Source organism: Xylanibacter brevis P6B11, assembly GCF_000621825.1.
Lineage (GTDB): Bacteria > Bacteroidota > Bacteroidia > Bacteroidales > Bacteroidaceae > Prevotella > Prevotella brevis.
The window spans coordinates 94,611-114,700 of sequence record NZ_JHXG01000011.1 but is presented as its reverse complement, the minus strand read 5'-3'; the positions used below and the strand labels follow the sequence as shown (position 1 = coordinate 114,700).

The following is a 20,090-nucleotide window of genomic DNA, read 5'->3' as shown; positions in this document are numbered from 1 at the left end:
GTCCACTTTCTTGTGGGCTCAATCTTTTTTTATATAACAATGAAAAAACTACTTACACTAATCATTCTGTTCCTGACACCATTTGCCATTATGGCACAGTTGGAACAAGTAAGCACCGTAGCCAATGGCCGTGTGCAGGAGTTATGGATAGACAATGGCAGTCGCCACATCTATGGCGAACTCTTCACGCCTGCCGTCACAGGAAAAAAGGCACCGATAGCCATCATCGCCCATGGCTTTAATGGCTCTTTCGATTATGGTCGCCATTATTTCGACGTGATGAGTCGCAAAGGCTATCAGTGCTACACCTTCGATTTCCCGTGTGGTTCGGTGCGTAGCCGTTCCGACAACAACACCCTCAACATGTCTATCCTTGACGAGGTGAGCGACCTCCGTGCCATTGTGAAGCATTTCCGCAGTCAGGGCCACCGCCACATTGTGCTCGTTGGCGAGAGTCAGGGCGGACTGGTGTCTGCACTGACCGCTGCCGAACTGAAAGGGCAGGTGAGCCAGCTGGTGCTGGTCTATCCAGCCCTGTGCATCCCCGACAACTGGCGTCAGTATTATCCGCAGGTGGAAGCCATTCAGGACGTCACCGAACTGTGGGGCGTCAAGATGGGACGTCGCTTCTTTGAGGAAATACACGACATGCATCCTTTGGACATCATCGGCAAATATCGTGGTCCTGTACTGATTGTTCAGGGCGACCAGGACCGTATCGTGTCTATGGACGACTCACGTCGGGCGCAGCAGCTCTACCGCAAGGGCACCCGTCTGCACGTCATCCCCGGTGCCGGTCATGGCTTCAAACCTCACGAGTTCCAGCAGGAAGTCGAACAGCTGGAATTATTTCTAAAATAGTCCAGACGTGTGAGGCCTGGACTATTAAGTTGTAATTAGAAAACAAAGCTTATTTTGGGACCAATGGCCATGTCTTTGCGCCATTGGTCTTCTGTTATTCCCAATCCCAATTTGGTTGAAACGCCGTTGTCATGGTCGAATTGCAGTAAAGGCACATTGACAATGATTAATCGGCTGTTGTCCAGTTTCTGTCGGGCGCCATACATATCCATATAGCCCCAGGTCATCTGACCGATTCCCAATCCAGCAGAGATACCGGCAGGAATAGCGGAGCCTGTGAGCCCACTGACAAGACCGCCAACAATAGGCCATGCCAGTCCTGTCCAGAAGAGGATGCGTCCTCGCTTCATCTGTTTCTTGCCTTTTGTATTCAAGTAGTTTTTCAGTTGAAGTGCTTGTTCCGTAGAAAGAGCAAACATGTCGTTCTTTTCTATCTTCTGCCAGTTCTTCATCTTCTTTTTCAGAGGGTCTCCCATCTCTGTGTTGATTGTAGAGACGACAATGAATTCCTCCTCAGGAGACACCGTGTAATTGTCTTCTGCCGAAATAGTGGTTATTCCGCAGAAGAATAGAGCAAGTGATAATATGATCTTTTTCATAATCTCTCTCTTTTATTTCTTTCCCTTACCATTACATGATATGCATTTCTCTGTTCCCTTTCCGTAACACCAGTTACACTTAACCCTGGTCCTTCCATTACATATGCTGCATGTGCGGTTTTTGAATCCAGCGGGATATCCATTTCCGTTGCATCCTGGACAACTTATGGTCCCCTTTCCGTGACATACATGACAATTAACTTTTCCAGAGCCTTTGCAATTACGACAAGTCTCTTCTTTCTTGTCGGCACCATATTTTACTCTGCTGCCAAGATCTGTTGCCTTCTTTTGTGCGTTTTCGCGTCTTTCGTTGCGTAAATCATTCAGTTTGTTCTCATTGTCAGAAGTGTAGCTGTTTGATGTAGCGCGTGGTGTCGCTGCTGATGACTGAGACCTGTATGTAGTTGCAGAACTACTTCTTGGATGCTGTAGTGATGCCGTTAGATTGGATGCTGCAATTGCCAGTTGTTGCCACTGCTGACTATTTATCTCGCGCTGTAATTGCTCTTGTTGTAGCTGCTGCTGGGCATGATACCTTTCTCTGCGCATCTGTTGGCGCAGTTCGTCGGCGCGGTTCTTTGCTTCAGAGCATCCATTGGGGTCGATGCTATAGGCGAGGTCATAATACCAGATGGCTTCACGACGGTGATGGATGTTTTGGTATTTTTTTGCTGCTTCCATATAGAACTTCGCTTCCTCGGGCGTTCGTTCCAGTTCTATGCTGAGTGCAACATCGCGCATGGGTTGATCAGAGAGATATGTGGTGTTGTGTGTGGATGTCTCGACCTCAGCTGTGAAAGTGGATTGCTGTGATTTCTTCAGCGCCTCAATCTGCTCGGATGCTTTCGCATATCCCAATTGCTTGGATTGCAGCAGGAATGAGTCGCGCAGCTCGGTGTCGTTGATGCAGAGCTCCGCCATGTGGTAATAGGCTTCACCTGTCTTCTGTTCAGAATACAGTTCCATGGCGTGCTGTCCATAACCAGCATATTTCTCCCAGTTGCTGAGTGCTAACAAACGGCAAGCATCAGCATCACCGCTGTTTGCTTTTACTTTCATCGCCTTTTCCCATTTTGACAGTTCTCTTAAACTTTGGGGGATGGCATTCTGTGCCTTGCCGACAATAACTGTCGATAATATCAGGGTCGAAATAATAAATCGTTTCATAGTCATCTTTTTTATGGGCAAACGGGACGTATGCTTCGTCCAATTTGGTAGTTGTTAATTCCAATTGAAGAGGATAAATAAGTGCCAGAGAAGTAGAAATACCAAACCTGATATAGACCGTAATGTGTGCTTCCGTATTTGTCTTCTACCCACCTATAGTAATCTGAAGCAGTACCGCTGTAGAGCTCTGTAGTCGTACCACGTCCTGTGACTTCTAAAGAGTAGTTAGCGCGTATGCCTGCGCAAGGAATGAAGATAGAATTGCTGTTAATATTGCTCGTGAGGCGATAGCCTGCCACACCATTAAGGGTTTCGTTGGCCACGCTACAATTGTCAGATAGCTCTTTGAATTCATCATAAGTGGGCATTCGCCATGAACCTCCCCAAGTTCTGCGAGCAATGTCATTATAAGTTCCACTGATGTTATATTGGTTTTTCCATTCACCAATAGCCGTTGCAGCCTCGGTGTCGCCATAGTAATACAGACCGCCATACTCCTCTGGCTTGCGTGCTCCCACGTTCCATGAAGCCCATTTCACGCTCAGTCCCATGTCAATGGCTTCAGCGCTGTGATGCGTATCAAGAGTGAAGTCAATGCTCTTGCCAGTGCTGTAAGTCTTATAATTTTCTATGGTCTCTGCCGTAACGCTATAGCTACTATTGTTGTTCATGACGGCAATGTCGCAGTAGTAAGTGTCGGTCTGTGCATCATATTGAGCATTAAAAGCGTGATAGTAGCTGCCGTTCCTGTTGACTTCAAACCTCACTGTGAAACTGTGCCCTGTCGAATTACCATTAATTTTGGCTTTCAGACGTGCAGTGGCTGAGGTTACCTCTGGTTCTAGTGTTTCTACTTCGTAGTCCAATGTCTTAAAACTAAAGATGGGGCTCTTATAGACAAGACCGAAAATGTCTGTTGCTTCAGTTTGGTAGTAATAGGTGGTGTTGGGTGTCATTCCCCACACTCTAAATCTCTTAGAGGTTTGCGTTGCCAAAATGTTGCTCATGTCGGCTTTGTCGCTGATAGACCATTTCGTGTAATAAACAGATCCAGCATTGAACATCATCTCGGTGGTTGTGATATACTCGAAATACATGTCCCAGTCCTTGGTCGTAAATGAATTTACCGGACTGTGGTAGGTTATGCCTCGGTAGTCGGTAGCCTCAGTGAGCCAGTAATAAGTGGTGTTGGGACGTGTGCACGAGAGCTCCTTGGCACTGTGTTCTGCGTCATCGTGTAGCTCTGCCTCAATGGCTCCACTCATGTTTGCGTTGTCGGCTATTAGCATTTTGTCATAATCCACTGTGCCCATACTGAAAGTTACCTGCGTGTTGGATACTAAGAGAACTTTGTCATCGTAGTCTTTGGTTTGTATAGCCGATGGATAACTGATGTACTTACTTCCGAATTCGTCAGTCTTGATGTTGGCCACATAATAAAAAGAGTTGGGACGAAGGTTGCTGATGGTCGTTTCGTAACTGCCGCCAGTATATATTTCGGTGGCCTCATCCATATCAATATTGTCAGCCAACATGAATGGATCTGTCATGCCTGAAACAGTGATGCTGCTGGCAGAGACATCTTTGGAGTTGGCATATGGAGAATTAATATAAGGAGAATGTCCGTAGAACTCACCATCGCCTTGGCAGGCTGTCAGTGAGATCAGTGCGATTCCTATTAATAAAGAGGCGTAGATCTTTTTCATAACCTTCATGTTTTAGTTAAAACTTCATGCCAACTCCCAGGTGCAACATTGTGTCGCAATTGTCTAGTTCGAAGGCCGATGTGTTGATTCCAGTATTCACATAGAATTGCTTATAGTTGAGCATGAAGCCAAATTCTGCTTCAAGTCCTTGCCATGCTTCAAAGATGTGTTCCATAGCATCGTCAGTGTAATAATTGTTAGCCCAGTCTTTGTCTATCTCAACATAGCCGTCAGACTCGTTTGTAATATTGTTTGCCAGATGCTCTATGAAAACACGGTCATTGCGATAGCCCACACCTGCATAAAAGTATATGGGGCATCCAAGACGAACCATGCCACCAGCGCCAAAGATGGTGCTGCCTATCTTGTAATTATTGCTACTGAAGATTTCTCCATGTGCCTTACCTATATTATCGGGCATGGTTGACATGGCAAAGTGGGCATAGATACCAAATTTTTTTGCTGCAGCAATCCTAATACCCAAGGGCATGCAGTTGTTAGTGGTACCAAGCAACTCTACACCGGCAAAGATGTTCCATTTCGATGGTGTCTCGTTCCACCAATTTAGAGGCTTCATTCTCACCTCCATGAAAGGTTCGGCTTTTTTCTTGACAGTCTTTCTGCCCGTACTGTTAACGATGATTTTCTCTTTTGCATTTCTTCCTTTCAGTTCAAAAGCACCATTCATCCATGTATGCGTCATGATGTTGCTGTGGGCTAACTTTACCTCCGCATTGGCAATAGCGTTTCCGTATCTGTCTGTCACTCTGCCCTTTATGGTGTAGCTTTGTGCTAACAATGGTAGGGCGGAGGTTAAGATAACGGTTAGTAGTAAGATAATTCTTTTCATAAGCGAGTGCTAGTAATTTATGGTGGCAAAGATAAAAAATAATTTCTATTTTCCAATGGATGAGCCTCGTTTTTTTTCATTTTCATATTTACTTTAGCCTTGTTGATAAGAAAAAAGGAAGATATCTTGGAAATATTGTAGATTTGTTTTACTTTTGCAAGGAGAAAATCATTAATGTCACACGAAAATACTGTTGATATGAAAAAACTTTTGGTAATCGGAGCAATGGTGCTGGGCACCATGCAGTCCATGGCACAAAATGTGGCGCAGACCTCTGCGCAAGATGTACAACTTGCTACAATGCAACAGACGGTTCAGGCAGACGACAACGATGGAAACGGCCTGTTCCCTAATGTGTTCAACCATCTGGGCGTTGGTGTCGGCATTGGTGTAATGAATGGTTTGAGCGTTGAGCTCGCCACACCGGCAACACGCTTTTTGGCTCTTCGTGCTGGCTATAACTTCCTGCCGAAGCTGAAGATGGATGTGGATTTCGATACGGATTTCGCCGATTTGAACAACACGGTGCAAAACAGTCCCGAGTTCAAGGATTATCAGATTCCAAACGAGATTACCGTAGAGGGCAAGCTCAACATGGGAACAGCCCATGTGTTGGTCGATGTCTATCCCTTCCAGCTCAGCAGTTTCCGTGTTACCCTTGGTGCCTACTTCGGTGCCGATAAGATTATTAAGGTGTATAACAAGAATGAGGGCGAGCTGATGGGCGTCACCCGTTGGAATAATGATAGTCAGGACCTCACTAAACTGGTTGCCCTCCGTGCTATGAACGGTGGTAAGCTGGATAAAGTTGGTTTCGACATGGGCGACTATTTCCTGGAGCCAGATGCCAATGGTAACCTGGAGGCCAGCATCAAGGTGAAGAACTTCCGTCCGTACCTGGGCGTGGGCTTTGGTCGTGCGGTTCCCCGCCATAGCCGTGTGTCTTGCAACTTCGATCTGGGTGTACAGTTCTGGGGCAGCCCCGAAGTTTATCTGCATGGTGCCAACGGCGACGAAAAGCTACAATCGTCAGACCTCTCTGGCGAAGGCAGCAAAGCCGTAGAGATACTCAGTAAAGTAAAGGTGTGCCCCATGATGAGTCTGCGTATCGTGGGTCGTATTTTCTAAAAGAAAAACCGCCATCCTCACGGACAGCGGTAAAATTTATGAAAAAACTAAATGTTAAGTTTGAAATATTAATGCACTAATGATATCCCATCATCAGATATGGTGATAAGCCGACGGCGGTACAAATCGCCGACTGCCTTTTTAAATGCTTTCTTTGACACCTTGAAACGGTCGCTGATTAGTTCCGCCGGACTATTGTCCGACAGTTCGCAGTGGCCGTTGTTCTCGTAGAGATAGCGCAACAGCACCTCTGCAAACTCCAGCGTGTGCTGGCGTCCGGTGGGTTGCAGCGTGATGTCTATCTTGCCGTCCTGGCGCACATGGTCTATGTAGGCCGTCAGGCGGTCGCCGGTGTGCAGTGGCTGGAACACCTGGTTGTCGAAGATCAGTCCCTGATACTTGTTGTTGATAATGCACTTGAAGCCCAGGTCGGTCTTCTGCCAGATGAGGCAGTCGCACGTGTCGCCATGCTTCAGCAGGTCGCCCTTGGCCGTTTTCTCTGTAGCCTCCTCAGCATTTGACTTGGCAGCGGCCTGACTGATGTACTTGTCCACTTTGGCCGTAGCCATCAGACGGTGGCTCTCCTCGTCTTCTTTCACATAGACGATATAGTGCTTGCCCACCTCCATGCGTTGTTTCTGTTCGCGGAAAGGACAGAAAAGGTCTTTCTGCAGGCCCCACTTCATGAAGGCGCCATACTTGTTGATCCATGCCACTTCGAGATAGGCAAACTCGCCAACGATGGCCAGTGGCGCCTCGGTGGTAGCCACGGTGCGCTCTTCCTGATCCAGATAGACAAACACCCTGATCTCGTCGCCAATGCGCATCTCGGGTGTCACGTAGTTCTTGGGCAAAAGAATCTCGCCCTCGTCGCCTCCGTCCAGATACAGGCCGAAGTCCACGCGCTTCACAATTTTCAGTGTGTTGTAGTTTCCTAATTGTATCATAGGGTAGTGGGGTTTTGGGGGTTCATGGGCTCGGTGGCTTCCGTGTCTTCGGTGGTCGTAATAGGCTCAAGAAGATGGTCTGTCGCAGCCAGGAGTCCGTCTTTCATGTGGATGGTGCGGTCGGTCAGCGTGGCCAGTTCCTCGTCGTGGGTCACGATGACAAATGTCTGTCCGAACTTGTCGCGCAGGTCGAAGAACAGCTGGTGCAGTTCGGCCTTGTTCTTTGAGTCGAGCGAACCGCTGGGCTCGTCGGCCAGAATCACGGCGGGGTTGTTGACCAGCGCACGTGCCACGGCGACGCGCTGTTTCTCGCCGCCCGACAGCTCTGCGGGCTTATGACTGGCGCGCTCAGAGAGTCCCATGAACTGCAGCAGTTCCAGGGCGCGCTCCTTTGCCTCTTTGTTCGAACGTCCGGCAATGTAGGCCGGTATCATGATGTTTTCAAGAGCTGTGAACTCGGGCAGCAGCTGGTGAAACTGGAACACGAATCCCAGATGACGGTTGCGGAAGTCTGACAGCTGTTTCTGGCTGAGTGTGGTGGTGTCTATGTTGTCCACGCACACCGTACCACTGTCGGGACGGTCCAGTGTGCCCATGATTTGCAGCAGCGTGGTCTTTCCAGCACCGCTGGGGCCCACAATGCTCACCACCTCGCCTTTCGCAATGTCGAGGTCGATGCCTTTCAGCACTTGCAGTGAGCCAAAACTCTTGGTGATATTTCTTAATTTAATCATTGTTCTTTGGTGCCTTTCTTGCGGTGTGAATCCAGCGCGAGAGCATGTCATAGACGCTGTTCTCCTCGTAGTGCTGTGCCTCGGTGAAGCTCATGCTGTCTTCCTTCGTGTCGCCATACTGGTCGGGGAAGATGATCATGAGGTTGGTGCCGGCAAAGTATTGTGTCAGCTCATCGGGCAGTCGCTCTAAGGCGTTTTTATAACTGATAGTACCCTTACGGGCAGTGATGACGACGAAGAGCTGGTCCTTGCCTATGTCGGCAGCCAGCTTGGGCAACTCGTTCCAGTGGCCCATGGGGGTGTATTCCCCACGTACGTGTGGGTGAACATTATTAATATATTGTGCTATGAGCGACAACGACTCCTGGCGTCCGTGGAACTGTATGCGGCAGTCCAGTTGTCCGGCCAGGCGGCACACGCGCTCCAGCCAGCGATGGAAGCCCGGCTCAAACTCTGCGCGCGAGGGCACGGCCACCTGTATGCGTCGCAGTGTGCTCAGTGGCTGTTCAAATCGCGTCAGCACGATTTGTCGGTTCAGTCCGTTGTAGAGGCTTTGTATGAACTCACCCCAGAACTTAGGCGACACCTCCGTATGCACGTGCATGCCCATCACAATCTCCGAGCATCCAAACTCGCGGAAGGCATGTTTGATGCCGTTGGCAATGTTGGTGGCCAATCGCACCTGCGTCTGCATCATCACCTCCGAGGCGCTGGCCTGTCGCTCCAACTGTTCCAGCAGTCGCAGTCCCTGTTCGCGCTCCACAGCACTGTTCTGTCCGTCGTACACCACGTTCAGTGCCACCAGTCCGCGGCTCAGTTTCTCGTTGCGCATCAGCAGCGACAGATAGACTAGCTGTGGCGCAATTTCGGGGTATTTCACGCACACCAGTATCTTCTCGTCGTCGTGCTGCGGCTTGTGGTCTATGTCCAGGTTCAGCTTCTCGCGGAAGATGATTTCCTTGGCAGCCTTGTCGGTCATCATGGTCGAGACGATGCAGGTGACCAGTATCATCATCACCACGCCGTTCAGCATCTCGTTGTTCACCAGCATCACCCCCGGTGCCACCTCGATGCGCATGCCCACCATGGTCATGGCGATGGCGCCGGCAGCGTGGGCCGATGTCAGTCCGAACATCATGTGGCCCTCGGCCTTGGGCAGACGGAAGATGATGGCCGAGGTATAGGCGGCCAGTGCTTTTCCAAACGTGCCAAAGAAGGCGATGAGCAGCACGATGCCTATCACCTGAGCACTGTCGAGCACAGAGTGCAGGTCTATGAGCATGCCCACACCAATCAGGAAGTAGGGGATGAACAGTGCGTTGCCAATGAACTCGATGCGGTTCATCAGCGGCGACACGTGGGGGATGTATCTGTTCAGTATCAAACCCGAGAAAAAGGCGCCGAAGATGCCTTCCAGTCCAATCAGACTTGACAGCGCTGCGCTGAGGAACATCACCGCCATGATGAAGATGTACTGCATCACGCGGTCGCTATAGCGGCGCAGGAAGTAGCGCGTCAGTCGCGGTATCAGGTAGATGCAGCCGGCCATATAGACCGCCAGTTTTACTGCAAACAGCAACCAGAACACCACGCCACTGTTCTCGTCGAACGTGCCCACCAGCGCAGCCAGCATAACCAGCGACAGAAACAGCGATATCATCGACGAGCCCACGCTGAGCATCACGCTGGAGTTGCGCTGCAGACCGTAGCGCCCAATGATGGGGTAGGCTATCAGCGTGTTGGATGCCATGATGCAGCCCAGCAGAAACGAAGCCTTGCCGCTGTAGCCCAGCAGCGTCATTGACATCACGTAGGTGAGCATCAGCGGGATGACGCACGTCAGCAGTCCAAAGATGATGAAGCGCTTGGTGTTCTTCTTCACGCTCTCCAGGTCCATCTCCAGTCCGGCCAGGAACATGATGTAGAAGATGCCCACGCGCCCAAACAGCTCGAACGACTCGTCGCGCTGCAGCACGTTCAGCCCGAACGGACCTATCAGGATACCAGCCAGCACCATGCCGATGATGTGCGGGATGCGCAGCTTACCCATGATGATGGGTGCAAACAAGACAATCAGCAGCACCACGAAGAATATCAGCGTGGGGTCGGCAATGGGGAAATATGTGGCTAATAGTATCATTTCAAGTGCAAAGGTACGAATTATTGTTTAAATCTTTCCTGTTGCCACCATTTTTTTTCTTGTCAACAGAAATTATAAAGCAATAACAATGAAAAAAAAACCAATTATTCTTTGCATTTTGTATGTTTATTCGTAACTTTGCAGCCGAATTTTACGAACCAAATAAAAATTAAGCAAGATGAAAGTAGCTATTGTAGGTGCAAGTGGAGCAGTGGGACAGGAGTTCCTGAGACTGCTCGATGAGAGAAACTTCCCCATGGATGAACTGGTATTGTTTGGCTCCGAGCGTTCGGCTGGTCGCACATATAAGTTCCGTGGTAAGGATATCGAAGTGAAACTGCTGAAGCATGGCGACGATTTCAAGGATATTGATATCGCCTTCACATCGGCAGGTGCTGGCACCTCAAAAGAGTTTGCAGAAGACATCACCCGCTATGGCTGCGTGATGATCGACAACTCGAGTGCTTTCCGTATGGACGACGATGTGCCCCTGGTAGTGCCCGAGTGCAATGCTGCAGATGCCCTGAAGCGTCCCCGCGGCATCATTGCCAACCCCAACTGTACCACCATTATGATGGTAGTAGTGCTGCAGCCACTGGAGCAGCTGTCGCACATCAAGCGCATCCACGTCAGCTCTTACCAGAGCGCCAGTGGTGCCGGTGCCGCTGCCATGGCCGAACTGCAGCAGCAGTACAAAGAGATTGTGGAGACTGGCGAGGTGAAGACCATCAAGAAGTTCCCCCACCAGCTGGCATACAATGTGATTCCCCAGATCGACGTGTTCCAGCCCAACGGCTATACCAAGGAGGAGATGAAGATGTACAACGAGACCCGCAAGATTATGCACACCGATGCCAAGTGCTCGGCCATGTGTGTGCGCGTCAGCTCGCTGCGCTCTCACTCAGAGTCGGTGTGGATCGAGACCGAGGCTCCCATCTCAGTAGAGGATGCTCAGAAGGCCATCGCTGCCGCTCCCGGCTGCACGCTGGTTGACGATCCCGCCACGCTGACCTATCCCATGCCTCTGGAGACTGCCGGCAAGGACGATGTCTTCGTAGGTCGTGTGCGCAAGGACCTGGCCGACGAGAATGGACTCACCTTCTGGCTCAGTGGCGACCAGATTCGCAAGGGTGCAGCCCTCAACGCTGTTCAGATTGGCGAGTACCTGGTGAAAGAGAAGGCTCTGCCTTGCTTCGCGTAAGGACGACATAATAGAATTATGTTGAGTAGATATATGTAGATAAAGGAAGGTAGCCGCTGTCCCTCTATCTCCTTATATCTCCAAATCAAGCGGAGCTTGAATGACATAAGAAAATAATAACTGAAACCTTTTATAAGAGTCTGGTGTTGCCAGAACTGCCGATGCTATCGGTGTTCTGAGAGCGCCAGACTTCTCTTTTCTTCTAGCTGCATCTGGGCTATTGCGCGCCCCAATAGTGGCCCTTTCGCCACCTAAAAGTGGCACTATTAATTTGCAATAGTGCCACTTTTGACTCGCAATAGTGCCACTTTTGCTCCCGTTCTAGAGTCTAGATCGCACCATTCTAGAGTCTAGATCGCACCATTCTAGAGTCTAGAATCCACCTTTCTAGAGTCTAGAGTTGGATGAAGAGCTAAACTATTGCATGTGAAGAGCATAATTCTTGCTCCATAATAGTGGCGCTATTGGGGGCTAAAACAGGGCGAATGAGCATCCTAGTCAAGCTAAATTTCTGATGATTTATTTGGCTGTTTCAGTAAAAAATAGTACTTTTGCATCCGCTAACGCGACAAAATGCGCCTGTGGCGGAATTGGTAGACGCGCTAGACTTAGGATCTAGTGTCTCGCGACGTGCAGGTTCGAGTCCTGTCAGGCGCACAAACAAAAAAGGAAATCCACGATTGGATTTCCTTTTTTGTTCTTTATTCTAGACTTTCCTCTCTCTCTTAGAAGGGGATGGTTCAGCTCAGTTGCAATTGCATAGGATAACGAGTCTATTCATTTTCGTCCATTCTTAGTTTTATGCCACACCACCATATCTTTGACTAACATAGTTATAGATTGTATCTCGGTAGTAGTTTATACTTTCTTCGCTATAACTCTCTGGAAGTTCCTGCCACAAAACATCACGGATAGTAATGATAAGAGTTGCACGAGTCGTTGGCTTGTCGAAAGGATGATCCATACCTGCCAACTGCTCCTTTATTTTAGCTAGCAACTCTATGGCGACATCCTTCAGCTTCTTGACTTCCGTCTTTGATAGATTGTCTTTCAATAGAAGGTCATAGAGCGAGAGCTCTTCATCACTCTTAAATCCTTCTCGTACATAACGCTTCTCTTCTTCGCTGAGAGATTGAGACAGATGCATCAACTCCTCGAAGGTCTTCTCTATCGTTGCGCGATTCTGCTCTTGGTTATACGCTTGAATTATCTCTTGATACTTTTCGTAAAAGTTAATTCTGGATGGATTCTCTGCTAATAGTCGGGCCAGACGTTCCTGAAGTAAGTCTTGAATGTCTCTTAGTACGAGATTCTTGTCTTCACGCTTGGCAAACTCTCTTCGCAATAAATCGAAGTCGATACCGCTGATATCAAATCTACGTCCACCACCATCAGCAACCATCATAGCATTGGAATCTATTTCAAGATGCTCATTGACAATATCATTGATTGCCACACTCAAGTCGGTGATGTCTGCGTGCTTACGCTTTTTCTGCAATTCCTTATAGATGGCTTCCAGAGCATCTTTCTTTTTACGCATGTCTTCCGTTATATCTTCACGATCGAGATATTTCCAAAGATTAAGCAAAGAAGTTGCAAATGTACAGAACGACTTACGCGTTTCAACAGTATCACATAGCAGGTTTGCTGCCTTCTTCAGAAGTGACAGTTTCTCAAATGACATTGCATCAATGAGTTCCTGCAATTCAAAACCTTTATCATGCAGGAATGCTTCCGCAGTCGCAATGATTTCCCAGACATTCTTTATCAGTTCTTCCTTGTTGACTGTAGGGTCGTTGCCGCCATCACCGCCATCAGGATTAGCTGTATAGTCAGCCAGCGCTTGGCGTAGTGCTTTCACAATACCAATATAGTCGATAACAAGGCCATTCGACTTACCTTCTGCCACACGATTTGCACGGGCAATGGTCTGCATTAGGGTATGCGCCTTCATGGGTTTGTCAATATAAAGGCAAGACAAGGTCTTTACGTCAAAGCCTGTCAGCCACATGGCGCAGACAAAGACCACTCGCAGTTTGCTGTCGGCATCCTTGAACTCCTTATCCAGCTCCCTTTTCTCCATCTTCTCACGGTGTGGAGTAATATCAAGTCGCCATTTCTTGAAGGTCTGTATTTCGTTCTGCTCTTGCGATACCACAACCGCCATTTCCGTTTCTTCCATCCATTGCAGTTTACGCTTCATCTCCTGAACTTCCTGTTGCCATGGATCTTGCTCAATACGTTTGCGCAGAGCTTTTATCTCTTTCTGCCAATACTCCTGCACGTAGTTATACATACGGACGCAAGTAACCTTGTTGAAACTTACCATCATAGCCTTACCGCTTGTCCACAAGTCACTATAATGACGCACGAAGTCCTGTGCCACTACTCGCAGTCGTTTCTCGGCGGTTAACAAATGTACCTCCTGTGCAAACTCACGCTCCAGTTTGGCTTGCTGTGAAGGATCCAAGTCCTCTTCATCCAATCTGGCTGCAATCTCGGCATTGATTTCCGGATTCTTAAGCTCTTGAAGTTTCTCACCGCGATTCTCATAGTAGAGAGGAACCGTTGCCTTATCCTCTACGGCACGTTTGAAGTCATACACAGATACATACTGTCCAAAGGTGCGAGCCGTGATATTATCGTCTCGCAACAAAGGTGTACCAGTGAAGCCAATACGGTTTGCTGTTGGCAACATGTGCATGAGGTTGTCGGCAAAAACACCATTCTGTGTACGGTGTGCTTCGTCACTCATCACGATGATGTCATGATCAGGATAGATAGGTTCTGCGTCTGCCTTGTTGAACTTCTGTATCAGCGAAAAGATGAACGAAGGATTGCCGGTCAGCTTCTGCCGAAGATCATCACCGCTATGTGCAATGAACTGCTTGGCTTTCAATCCTCCCAACAGTCCGCAATTCTCGAAGGTGTCACTTATCTGTTTGTTCAACTCATCGCGATCGGTCAGCACCACAATCGTTGGTGAACCTTCAAACTTACGTCTGATCTTCTGAGCCAGGAATACCATCGAATAGCTCTTACCAGAGCCCTGGGTGTGCCAAAACACCCCCAGCTTACCCTTCATTTCCTCACGATGGCGATACATCTCCACTGCTTGATTCACACCAAGGTACTGATGGTTGCGTGCCAGAATCTTGACGGTTGAACCTCCACTGTGGTCGAAGAGAATGAAATTTTCAAGCAAATCCAGCAGATTCTCCTTTTTACAGATACCACGCAACATCGTTGGCAATTCGATGTTGCCATGATCCAACTCTGTCAGTCGTTTCCACTCATGGAAGAACTCCCACTTGGCGCCCACAGTACCCACACGGCTTTCCATGCCATTGCTCAGCATAATCATAGCATTGTGGTGGAACAAATGCGGTATGGTATCAAGGTAGTCTCGATAGTTGTCGGTATAGGCATTCTGTATGTCCTGGTCATGATTCTTCAGTTCAATAAAGATAAGCGGAAGACCATTCACGAAGCACACCACATCGGCCCTGCGTTTGTGGATAGGCCCCTTTATCCAAAGTTCCCTGACTGCAATAAACTCGTTGTAATCCACATTGGCAAAGTCCATAACCTTGGCACGTACCAGTTCTGTCTCGCCATTAGGCTTCAAGCGAGTGACTGGCACACCATCACGCACGTAACCATACTTCTCCTCGTTGATCTGCATCAGCGTCTGCGAGCTCATGTAGCTGGTCATGCGCTCAATGGCTTCCGTCAACTGCTTGTCGGTCATCCATGGATTCAGACGTTTCAAGGCCAGGCGAAGATGCCGTGTCAGCACCACCTCGCTCTGATTCTTGCGTCCCAGCGTGCCTTGTTCGCCAAGTACCTCATTGTCGAAAGCATACACAGACTTCCAGCCAAGCTCTTTTTCCAAGAGTTCGGCTGTTGATTTCTGTATCAGTTGGTCTTCGCTATAGTCCTTTGCCATAATCGTTATTGGTTAGTTTTTATACTGCTATTTCTCCACTCATTAGCTTGGGAAGCAGGCGGTCGCGCGCTTCGGTGAGGAGGCGGATTTGCTTAGCTATAATTCTTGTTCTTTCAAGAAGGGAATGGGCTTTGCGCTGAAATCTTTTAGAGACATTTGGAGCAGGACATATTATATCGAAATTACGAAATACGCTCTTGCTAATCTCAAGATATGTTGACCCCCCAGCTTTAATTCTGATTTCCTCAACCCTGTTAATCAAATTGTATAGTAAGTACATCTGAAAATCTTTCTCAAAAGGAACACATGAGATAAAGCCCTGATTAGTGCATACTTCAAAATCGCATATTCCAAAAAAACCGACACTTGCCCTGCTTGTCATCAAGATAGCTCCTTTAGGCACCATCTTCGCAGAACTATGATTAAGTCCTTCATTGGTGATTTTCTTCTCGGTATTTAGTAAGCACAAGCTGTTGTTCTTTGTTATATCAGTTGGCGTAACCCAGCTTATCGTCCCACCTTCGTAAAATGAAGCCACTTTGGTTGAAGGAGTTCCTCCACCAATTGTGTCACACACATCGGATATTTTCTTCTTCTCCCACCCCTCTGGTACACCATCTACGATTATGACGTTTTCGTGTCCGGGGAAGTGGAGGTCAACGAACCATTCCTTATAGAGTCGCTGTGCTGCTTCCTCCAATAACTTTATCTGCTTCTGATAGTTCTCTATCAAAGAGTCGTAGCGAGAGAGGATGGTGGCGATGCGGTGCTGGATTTCTATAGGTGGATAAGGGAATAATAAGTTCTTGATATCAGAAGGACTTATATTGGCTTGGTTTGCTGCTCCACCAGCTTTCTGAGCTAACTCGACTTTTACCTCATATTGACTAAGATAGTAATAAATATAGTCAAGAGAGGATTTAGCTTCGTTTTTGTTTACAATTTTACCAACACGCTGATTTAGAACAGTTATAGCATCGTATCTAACTCTACCAACACGTCCAACAACCGATGCAATTTGATTAATATGTGATCCTGTCATTGCGATCAAGACATCGCCTTTTCTTAAGATATATCTTGGATTCTGAAAAGCAATTGAATTCGGCACATATGAAAGATCTTCCAACGATATATATGGTGGACAAACATTTTTAATCTTTATCACAGGAATTCCAGAATCAGAAAAATCCTTAGATTTATATGCGAAGCCAGAAAGAACATCTATATAGTCTCCCAACTTCACTTTCTTCCACTCACTCATGCCTCATCCTCCTTTTCGTCTTGTTTTATAGCATTTTCCAACATTTTTGCATACTCAGGATACTCAGAAGGATATAACTTTTTTACATAAAGGAGGTAGTTCCTATAATCCTCAATGGCATTCTTGCAACCAAGCTCAGCATACCCCAATATATGGTCGGCATAATTGTAATCCAGTTTGTTCAGGTCTGTTTCATTACGAAACATCGCACGATAAAGCCCAGCAGAATAGTAGTCATTCGCCGAATCTTGCATTTCCATTAATTGACCAATGCTTTCCACCAATGAGTCGAAATTCTTATTCTCTTCCATACTAAGCCTCCTTCTTCTCGCTTAAGAGTTTCCTTAAATCTTCCATATCTGGCAGTGCTTTGCGTATGTTCTCAGGCATCTCGTCTGCAGTCTTATAGGTGGCAACGCCCATGGGCTTCGAATAATCACGAATCATAAATTCCACATACTCACGGTTGGCTGACTTGCACAAAACGATGCCAATACTTTGGTTCTCGTGGGGTTTCCGAATCTTCTCGTCCAAAATAGTCAGATAACCCATCAGTTGCCCCAGATAGCTGGTCTTGAAATTCCCCATTTTCAGTTCAACCACCACCATTGCATTTAGTTCGCGGTTAAAAAACAGCAGGTCCGGGAATTGCTCCACACCGTACACCTCTAATAGTTGCTGGTTGCCGATGAACGCAAAGTCACGACCTATGGTCATGATAAAGTTCTTCACTTTGTTTACGATCTCCCGCTCAACGACTCGCTCATCCACGTCGATGCTATCTCGAATACCAATCTCCTCCACGTTGATGAAATCCAGCATATAAGAGTCTTTGAACATCATCACAGCCTTGCGCATCATTTCGGCATTGGAGATTGTCTTGGAGAAATTGCTGGGCATCTGATTTCTATGGCCGTAGGCATCTTCGGATATCAGTTTCTCCAGTTTTTCGACAGGCAGATGTTCTTCCGCAGTTCGGTGAATATAGTAGTAACGTGCAGACAGATCCGACAGTTTGTAGATTTCAACGTGGTGAGTGAAAGGCACTTTGAAAAAGTCTTCTACAGGAAAATCCCGTGTTACAGGTACCATCAACGTGTGATAAATATCGATGGTCACCAAATCGCCAGTTGCAACTGACGATTTGTTTTTCTCATAATCGTCCGTTGTGACGGACGAATTGTCCGCTGCTGAGTCGGCAATTGCAATGGCCGATTCTAATTCGTCCGTTGCGACGGACGAATTGGCATCAAGCATTATCCAATTTTCATAAAAGAGCCTCATCTTTTTTAGGCTTGTTGCCGAATAGCCTCTCAACCCTGGTAGCTCATGGCGCAGCTGGCTGCTTATGGTCTCCAAGGCTCCTGTACCCCAAACACCTTTGCGCGAATGCTGCGATACATATTTGCCAATGGCGTAATATACAGCCAACTGGATGCGGTTCGTCCCCTTGCAGGCCTCATATTGTCCCTGCAAGATGGCAGCCTTGATGTCAGCTACAGCCTGACGCAGTTTTTCATTTTTCTTCTCTAACTCATTCATTTCAGTTCCTCCCATGCTTTTTGTATCTCATCCATCAGAACGTTGGCTTCCTTATTCAGTTGGGCCAACTCGGCATGAATCTCGTTCATGCGCTCATGGAAATCTACGCCGTCATCTTCTTGTTCAGCCACGCCGACGTAAGCACCAGGAGTGAGGGAGTAGTTCTTTTCTTCAATCTCCTGAATGGTGGCAATCTTGCAGAGTCCCAAGACATCCACGTATTTGCCATCCTCACCAAACTTCGATACCAGCCATTCGCGCTGGCGGGCTATTTCGAGAACGTCCTCCAGTTCTGCTGTAAGGGCATTCTGCTCTGCCTCTATGCGTTTCTTGTCCTTTCGTGTCGCTTCAGCAATCAGTTGCTTGGTTTCTTCTTTCTGTTTTTGCAGGGCTTCTTCCGCAGTAGTTATGGTCTGGCCATTCAAAGCCTTGTCATAGTCTGCAATGAGAGAGCGGTACTTCTCCGTCTCTCCACGATACAGATGGACAATAGCTTGTAAGTTTTTCAATTGCCACTCTGACCACTCATTAAGAGTACGGTCAACAACCGTATAATAGTTGCGGGCATCGATGAAAAGTACACGATTCTTATTCTCTAAACGCTTTGCCTTGTCAAAGAACCACAGCGAGCAAGGGAGCGAGAGGGTATAGAAAAAGTTGTTGCCCACACTTACCATAACATCCACATCGCCTGTTAAAACAAGTTTTTCACGGATGTCACGATCCTTGTTGGCACTATCTGTTGCCGATGATGCCATCACGAATCCTGCACGACCATGGTCGTTGAGGTAGGCATAGAAATATGAAATCCAGAGATAGTTGGCATTACCAATCTCTTTTGTCTTAGCATTAACACCAGGCAAGCCGAATGGCAAACGACCAGCAGCAGATGCGGACTCAGCTTTCACTTTATCTACATTGAATGGAGGATTCGCCATCACGTAGTCACACTTTCCTGCAAGGTTGTGTGCATCATGATAGAAGGAGTTAGCCTCATCACCAGAGACAATCCTGCCATTCAAACCGTGTACTGCCATGTTCATCAGACAGAGTTGGGCATTGTATTCCACCTTTTCCTGACCGTAGAAGGTCATCTGTGTATTGGCATTCATACCACCAGCATTCACAAAGTCGCCTGTTTGAACGAACATACCTCCCGAACCACAAGCAGGATCAAGCATTACACCCTGTTCTGGCTCCAGTACATTTACGAGCATCTTTACCAAAGACTTAGGAGTGAAGAACACACCATCGTCTGATGCTACAGCCTTGGCAAACTTGCTGAGGAAGTACTCATAAATACGACCTATAACATCGCCACCGATTTCGTCGAGTGTCTTGTTATTAAAGATACGAAGGAGTTCACGCAACAGTTCATCGCTGAACATTGTGTATGATTTAGGCAGAATACCTGTCAACTGTTCGCTTTGTTCTTCGACCAGAGTCATAGCGCGATTGACAGCTTCGCCCAAAGGTTGGTCATCCGACAGATTTACCAGATAGTCAAACTGAGCCTCACGAGGAAGGTAGAGTGCACTTTTAGCAGCAAAATCACTTGGTTCAACAGGCATTATGCGACCACCACGGCTTGGGCGATTCTTCAACAATTCTGCTTCAACCATCTTGAAGCGACTATAGGCGTATCTTAAAAACAGCAATGCCAATACCGGCATACAGTATTGGCTCGATGTCAGCTTACTCCCTGCACGAAGCAAGTCAGCCGACTCCCAAAGGTCAGCCTCTAGTTTACGTATATTTATCTTATCTGCCATTATATAAAATTTAATGCAGCAAAAATACTAATTTTTCATGTAAAACGTGTAAAAAGAACAAAAAATGCCGAAATTCTCAAAGGTCTTTTGGTAGAAAGTGCCAAAATTCTCAAAGATTCGCACCTTATATATGCCAAAAATCTCAATACGTACTAATCAAACGATCCATTCGCCAGGTTTACTGCATCCACTCTTTTGTACCAGATTCTTTAAGTAGACACGAAAAAAGTTTT

At 47.4% G+C, this 20,090-nt stretch carries 15 protein-coding genes and 1 tRNA gene; 4 read left to right on the top strand and 12 right to left on the bottom strand.

Annotated features, from left to right (window positions below):
* Positions 1-39: 39 nt before the first annotated feature.
* On the top strand, positions 40-861 hold the full coding sequence (locus tag T496_RS0107605; RefSeq protein ID WP_081783590.1) for an alpha/beta hydrolase: 822 nt from the start codon (positions 40-42) through the stop codon (positions 859-861).
* Positions 862-896: 35 nt separating this feature from the next.
* Here the strand turns inward: T496_RS0107605 and T496_RS0107600 are convergent, their stop codons facing one another.
* From T496_RS0107600 to T496_RS0107585, 4 genes are read right to left on the bottom strand one after another with little or no spacing between them, the layout of a single operon-like run.
* Entirely contained in the window at positions 897-1,460 is a 564-nt protein-coding gene (locus tag T496_RS0107600; protein ID WP_155808764.1) for a hypothetical protein, read from the bottom strand.
* Positions 1,461-1,472: 12 nt separating this feature from the next.
* Positions 1,473-2,627: a molecular chaperone DnaJ gene (locus tag T496_RS0107595; RefSeq protein WP_155808762.1), complete on the bottom strand. Its 1,155-nt coding sequence runs from the start codon at positions 2,625-2,627 to the stop codon at positions 1,473-1,475.
* 11 nt (positions 2,628-2,638) lie between these two features.
* A complete protein-coding gene (locus tag T496_RS0107590) occupies positions 2,639-4,333 on the bottom strand; it encodes a hypothetical protein (RefSeq protein WP_155808760.1) in 1,695 nt (564 codons plus the stop codon).
* Between the two features lie 16 nt (positions 4,334-4,349).
* Entirely contained in the window at positions 4,350-5,183 is an 834-nt protein-coding gene (locus T496_RS0107585; RefSeq protein ID WP_155808758.1) for a peptidase associated/transthyretin-like domain-containing protein, read from the bottom strand.
* Positions 5,184-5,381: 198 nt separating this feature from the next.
* Between T496_RS0107585 and T496_RS0107580 the strand changes: the two genes are divergently transcribed.
* Positions 5,382-6,311, top strand: coding sequence for a hypothetical protein (locus T496_RS0107580; RefSeq protein WP_155808756.1), 930 nt, complete (start codon positions 5,382-5,384; stop codon positions 6,309-6,311).
* A 68-nt stretch (positions 6,312-6,379) separates the two neighbouring features.
* On the opposite strand, the gene T496_RS0107575 is transcribed toward T496_RS0107580, so the two are convergent.
* Genes T496_RS0107575 through T496_RS0107565 form a run of 3 tightly spaced genes read right to left on the bottom strand, consistent with a single transcriptional unit; the run spans position 6,380 to position 10,132 of the window.
* Positions 6,380-7,258: a CvfB family protein gene (locus T496_RS0107575; RefSeq protein WP_027450219.1), complete on the bottom strand. Its 879-nt coding sequence runs from the start codon at positions 7,256-7,258 to the stop codon at positions 6,380-6,382.
* A complete protein-coding gene (locus T496_RS13710; RefSeq protein ID WP_044110848.1) occupies positions 7,255-7,992 on the bottom strand; it encodes an ABC transporter ATP-binding protein in 738 nt (245 codons plus the stop codon). Before T496_RS13710 ends, T496_RS0107575 begins: the two co-directional genes overlap by 4 nt.
* Positions 7,985-10,132 (bottom strand): cation:proton antiporter, encoded by a 2,148-nt coding sequence (locus tag T496_RS0107565; RefSeq protein WP_027450218.1) that lies wholly within the window; start codon positions 10,130-10,132, stop codon positions 7,985-7,987. The genes T496_RS13710 and T496_RS0107565 overlap by 8 nt, the downstream gene beginning before the upstream one ends.
* 178 nt (positions 10,133-10,310) lie before the next feature.
* Between T496_RS0107565 and T496_RS0107560 the strand changes: the two genes are divergently transcribed.
* Both T496_RS0107560 and T496_RS0107555 read left to right on the top strand, forming a co-directional pair.
* Positions 10,311-11,333 carry an aspartate-semialdehyde dehydrogenase gene (locus T496_RS0107560; protein WP_027450217.1) on the top strand — a complete coding sequence of 341 codons (1,023 nt, stop codon included), beginning with the start codon at positions 10,311-10,313 and terminating at the stop codon, positions 11,331-11,333.
* Positions 11,334-11,908: 575 nt separating this feature from the next.
* A tRNA-Leu gene (locus T496_RS0107555) sits at positions 11,909-11,990 on the top strand.
* A gap of 142 nt (positions 11,991-12,132) precedes the next feature.
* Here T496_RS0107555 and T496_RS0107550 read toward each other — a convergent pair.
* From T496_RS0107550 to T496_RS0107530, 5 genes are read right to left on the bottom strand one after another with little or no spacing between them, the layout of a single operon-like run.
* Positions 12,133-15,282, bottom strand: coding sequence for a type I restriction endonuclease subunit R (locus T496_RS0107550; protein ID WP_027450216.1), 3,150 nt, complete (start codon positions 15,280-15,282; stop codon positions 12,133-12,135).
* Positions 15,283-15,301: 19 nt separating this feature from the next.
* Positions 15,302-16,543, bottom strand: a complete 1,242-nt coding sequence (locus T496_RS14425) for a restriction endonuclease subunit S (RefSeq protein ID WP_052342129.1) — start codon at positions 16,541-16,543, stop codon at positions 15,302-15,304.
* Complete coding sequence (locus T496_RS0107540; protein ID WP_027450215.1) at positions 16,540-16,854, bottom strand: hypothetical protein; 315 nt, start codon at positions 16,852-16,854, stop codon at positions 16,540-16,542. The genes T496_RS14425 and T496_RS0107540 overlap by 4 nt, the downstream gene beginning before the upstream one ends.
* A 1-nt stretch (position 16,855) precedes the next feature.
* Positions 16,856-18,100, bottom strand: a complete 1,245-nt coding sequence (locus T496_RS0107535) for a PDDEXK nuclease domain-containing protein (protein WP_394331344.1) — start codon at positions 18,098-18,100, stop codon at positions 16,856-16,858.
* Positions 18,082-19,857 (bottom strand): type I restriction-modification system subunit M, encoded by a 1,776-nt coding sequence (locus T496_RS0107530; RefSeq protein ID WP_044110843.1) that lies wholly within the window; start codon positions 19,855-19,857, stop codon positions 18,082-18,084. Before T496_RS0107530 ends, T496_RS0107535 begins: the two co-directional genes overlap by 19 nt.
* Between the last annotated feature and the right edge of the window lie 233 nt (positions 19,858-20,090).

Bases quoted from the DNA above. Each gene is read 5' to 3' on its own strand.
- T496_RS0107530 (WP_044110843.1), bottom strand. From the start codon at position 19,857: ATGGCAGATAAGATAAATATACGTAAACTAGAGGCTGACCTTTGGGAG.
- T496_RS0107595 (WP_155808762.1), bottom strand. From the start codon at position 2,627: ATGAAACGATTTATTATTTCGACCCTGATATTATCGACAGTTATTGTC.
- T496_RS13710 (WP_044110848.1), bottom strand. From the start codon at position 7,992: ATGATTAAATTAAGAAATATCACCAAGAGTTTTGGCTCACTGCAAGTG.
- T496_RS0107585 (WP_155808758.1), bottom strand. From the start codon at position 5,183: ATGAAAAGAATTATCTTACTACTAACCGTTATCTTAACCTCCGCCCTA.
- T496_RS0107535 (WP_394331344.1), bottom strand. From the start codon at position 18,100: ATGGGAGGAACTGAAATGAATGAGTTAGAGAAGAAAAATGAAAAACTG.
- T496_RS14425 (WP_052342129.1), bottom strand. From the start codon at position 16,543: ATGAGTGAGTGGAAGAAAGTGAAGTTGGGAGACTATATAGATGTTCTT.
- T496_RS0107575 (WP_027450219.1), bottom strand. From the start codon at position 7,258: ATGATACAATTAGGAAACTACAACACACTGAAAATTGTGAAGCGCGTG.
- T496_RS0107580 (WP_155808756.1), top strand. From the start codon at position 5,382: ATGAAAAAACTTTTGGTAATCGGAGCAATGGTGCTGGGCACCATGCAG.
- T496_RS0107590 (WP_155808760.1), bottom strand. From the start codon at position 4,333: ATGAAAAAGATCTACGCCTCTTTATTAATAGGAATCGCACTGATCTCA.
- T496_RS0107550 (WP_027450216.1), bottom strand. From the start codon at position 15,282: ATGGCAAAGGACTATAGCGAAGACCAACTGATACAGAAATCAACAGCC.
- T496_RS0107540 (WP_027450215.1), bottom strand. From the start codon at position 16,854: ATGGAAGAGAATAAGAATTTCGACTCATTGGTGGAAAGCATTGGTCAA.
- T496_RS0107560 (WP_027450217.1), top strand. From the start codon at position 10,311: ATGAAAGTAGCTATTGTAGGTGCAAGTGGAGCAGTGGGACAGGAGTTC.
- T496_RS0107605 (WP_081783590.1), top strand. From the start codon at position 40: ATGAAAAAACTACTTACACTAATCATTCTGTTCCTGACACCATTTGCC.
- T496_RS0107565 (WP_027450218.1), bottom strand. From the start codon at position 10,132: ATGATACTATTAGCCACATATTTCCCCATTGCCGACCCCACGCTGATA.
- T496_RS0107600 (WP_155808764.1), bottom strand. From the start codon at position 1,460: ATGAAAAAGATCATATTATCACTTGCTCTATTCTTCTGCGGAATAACC.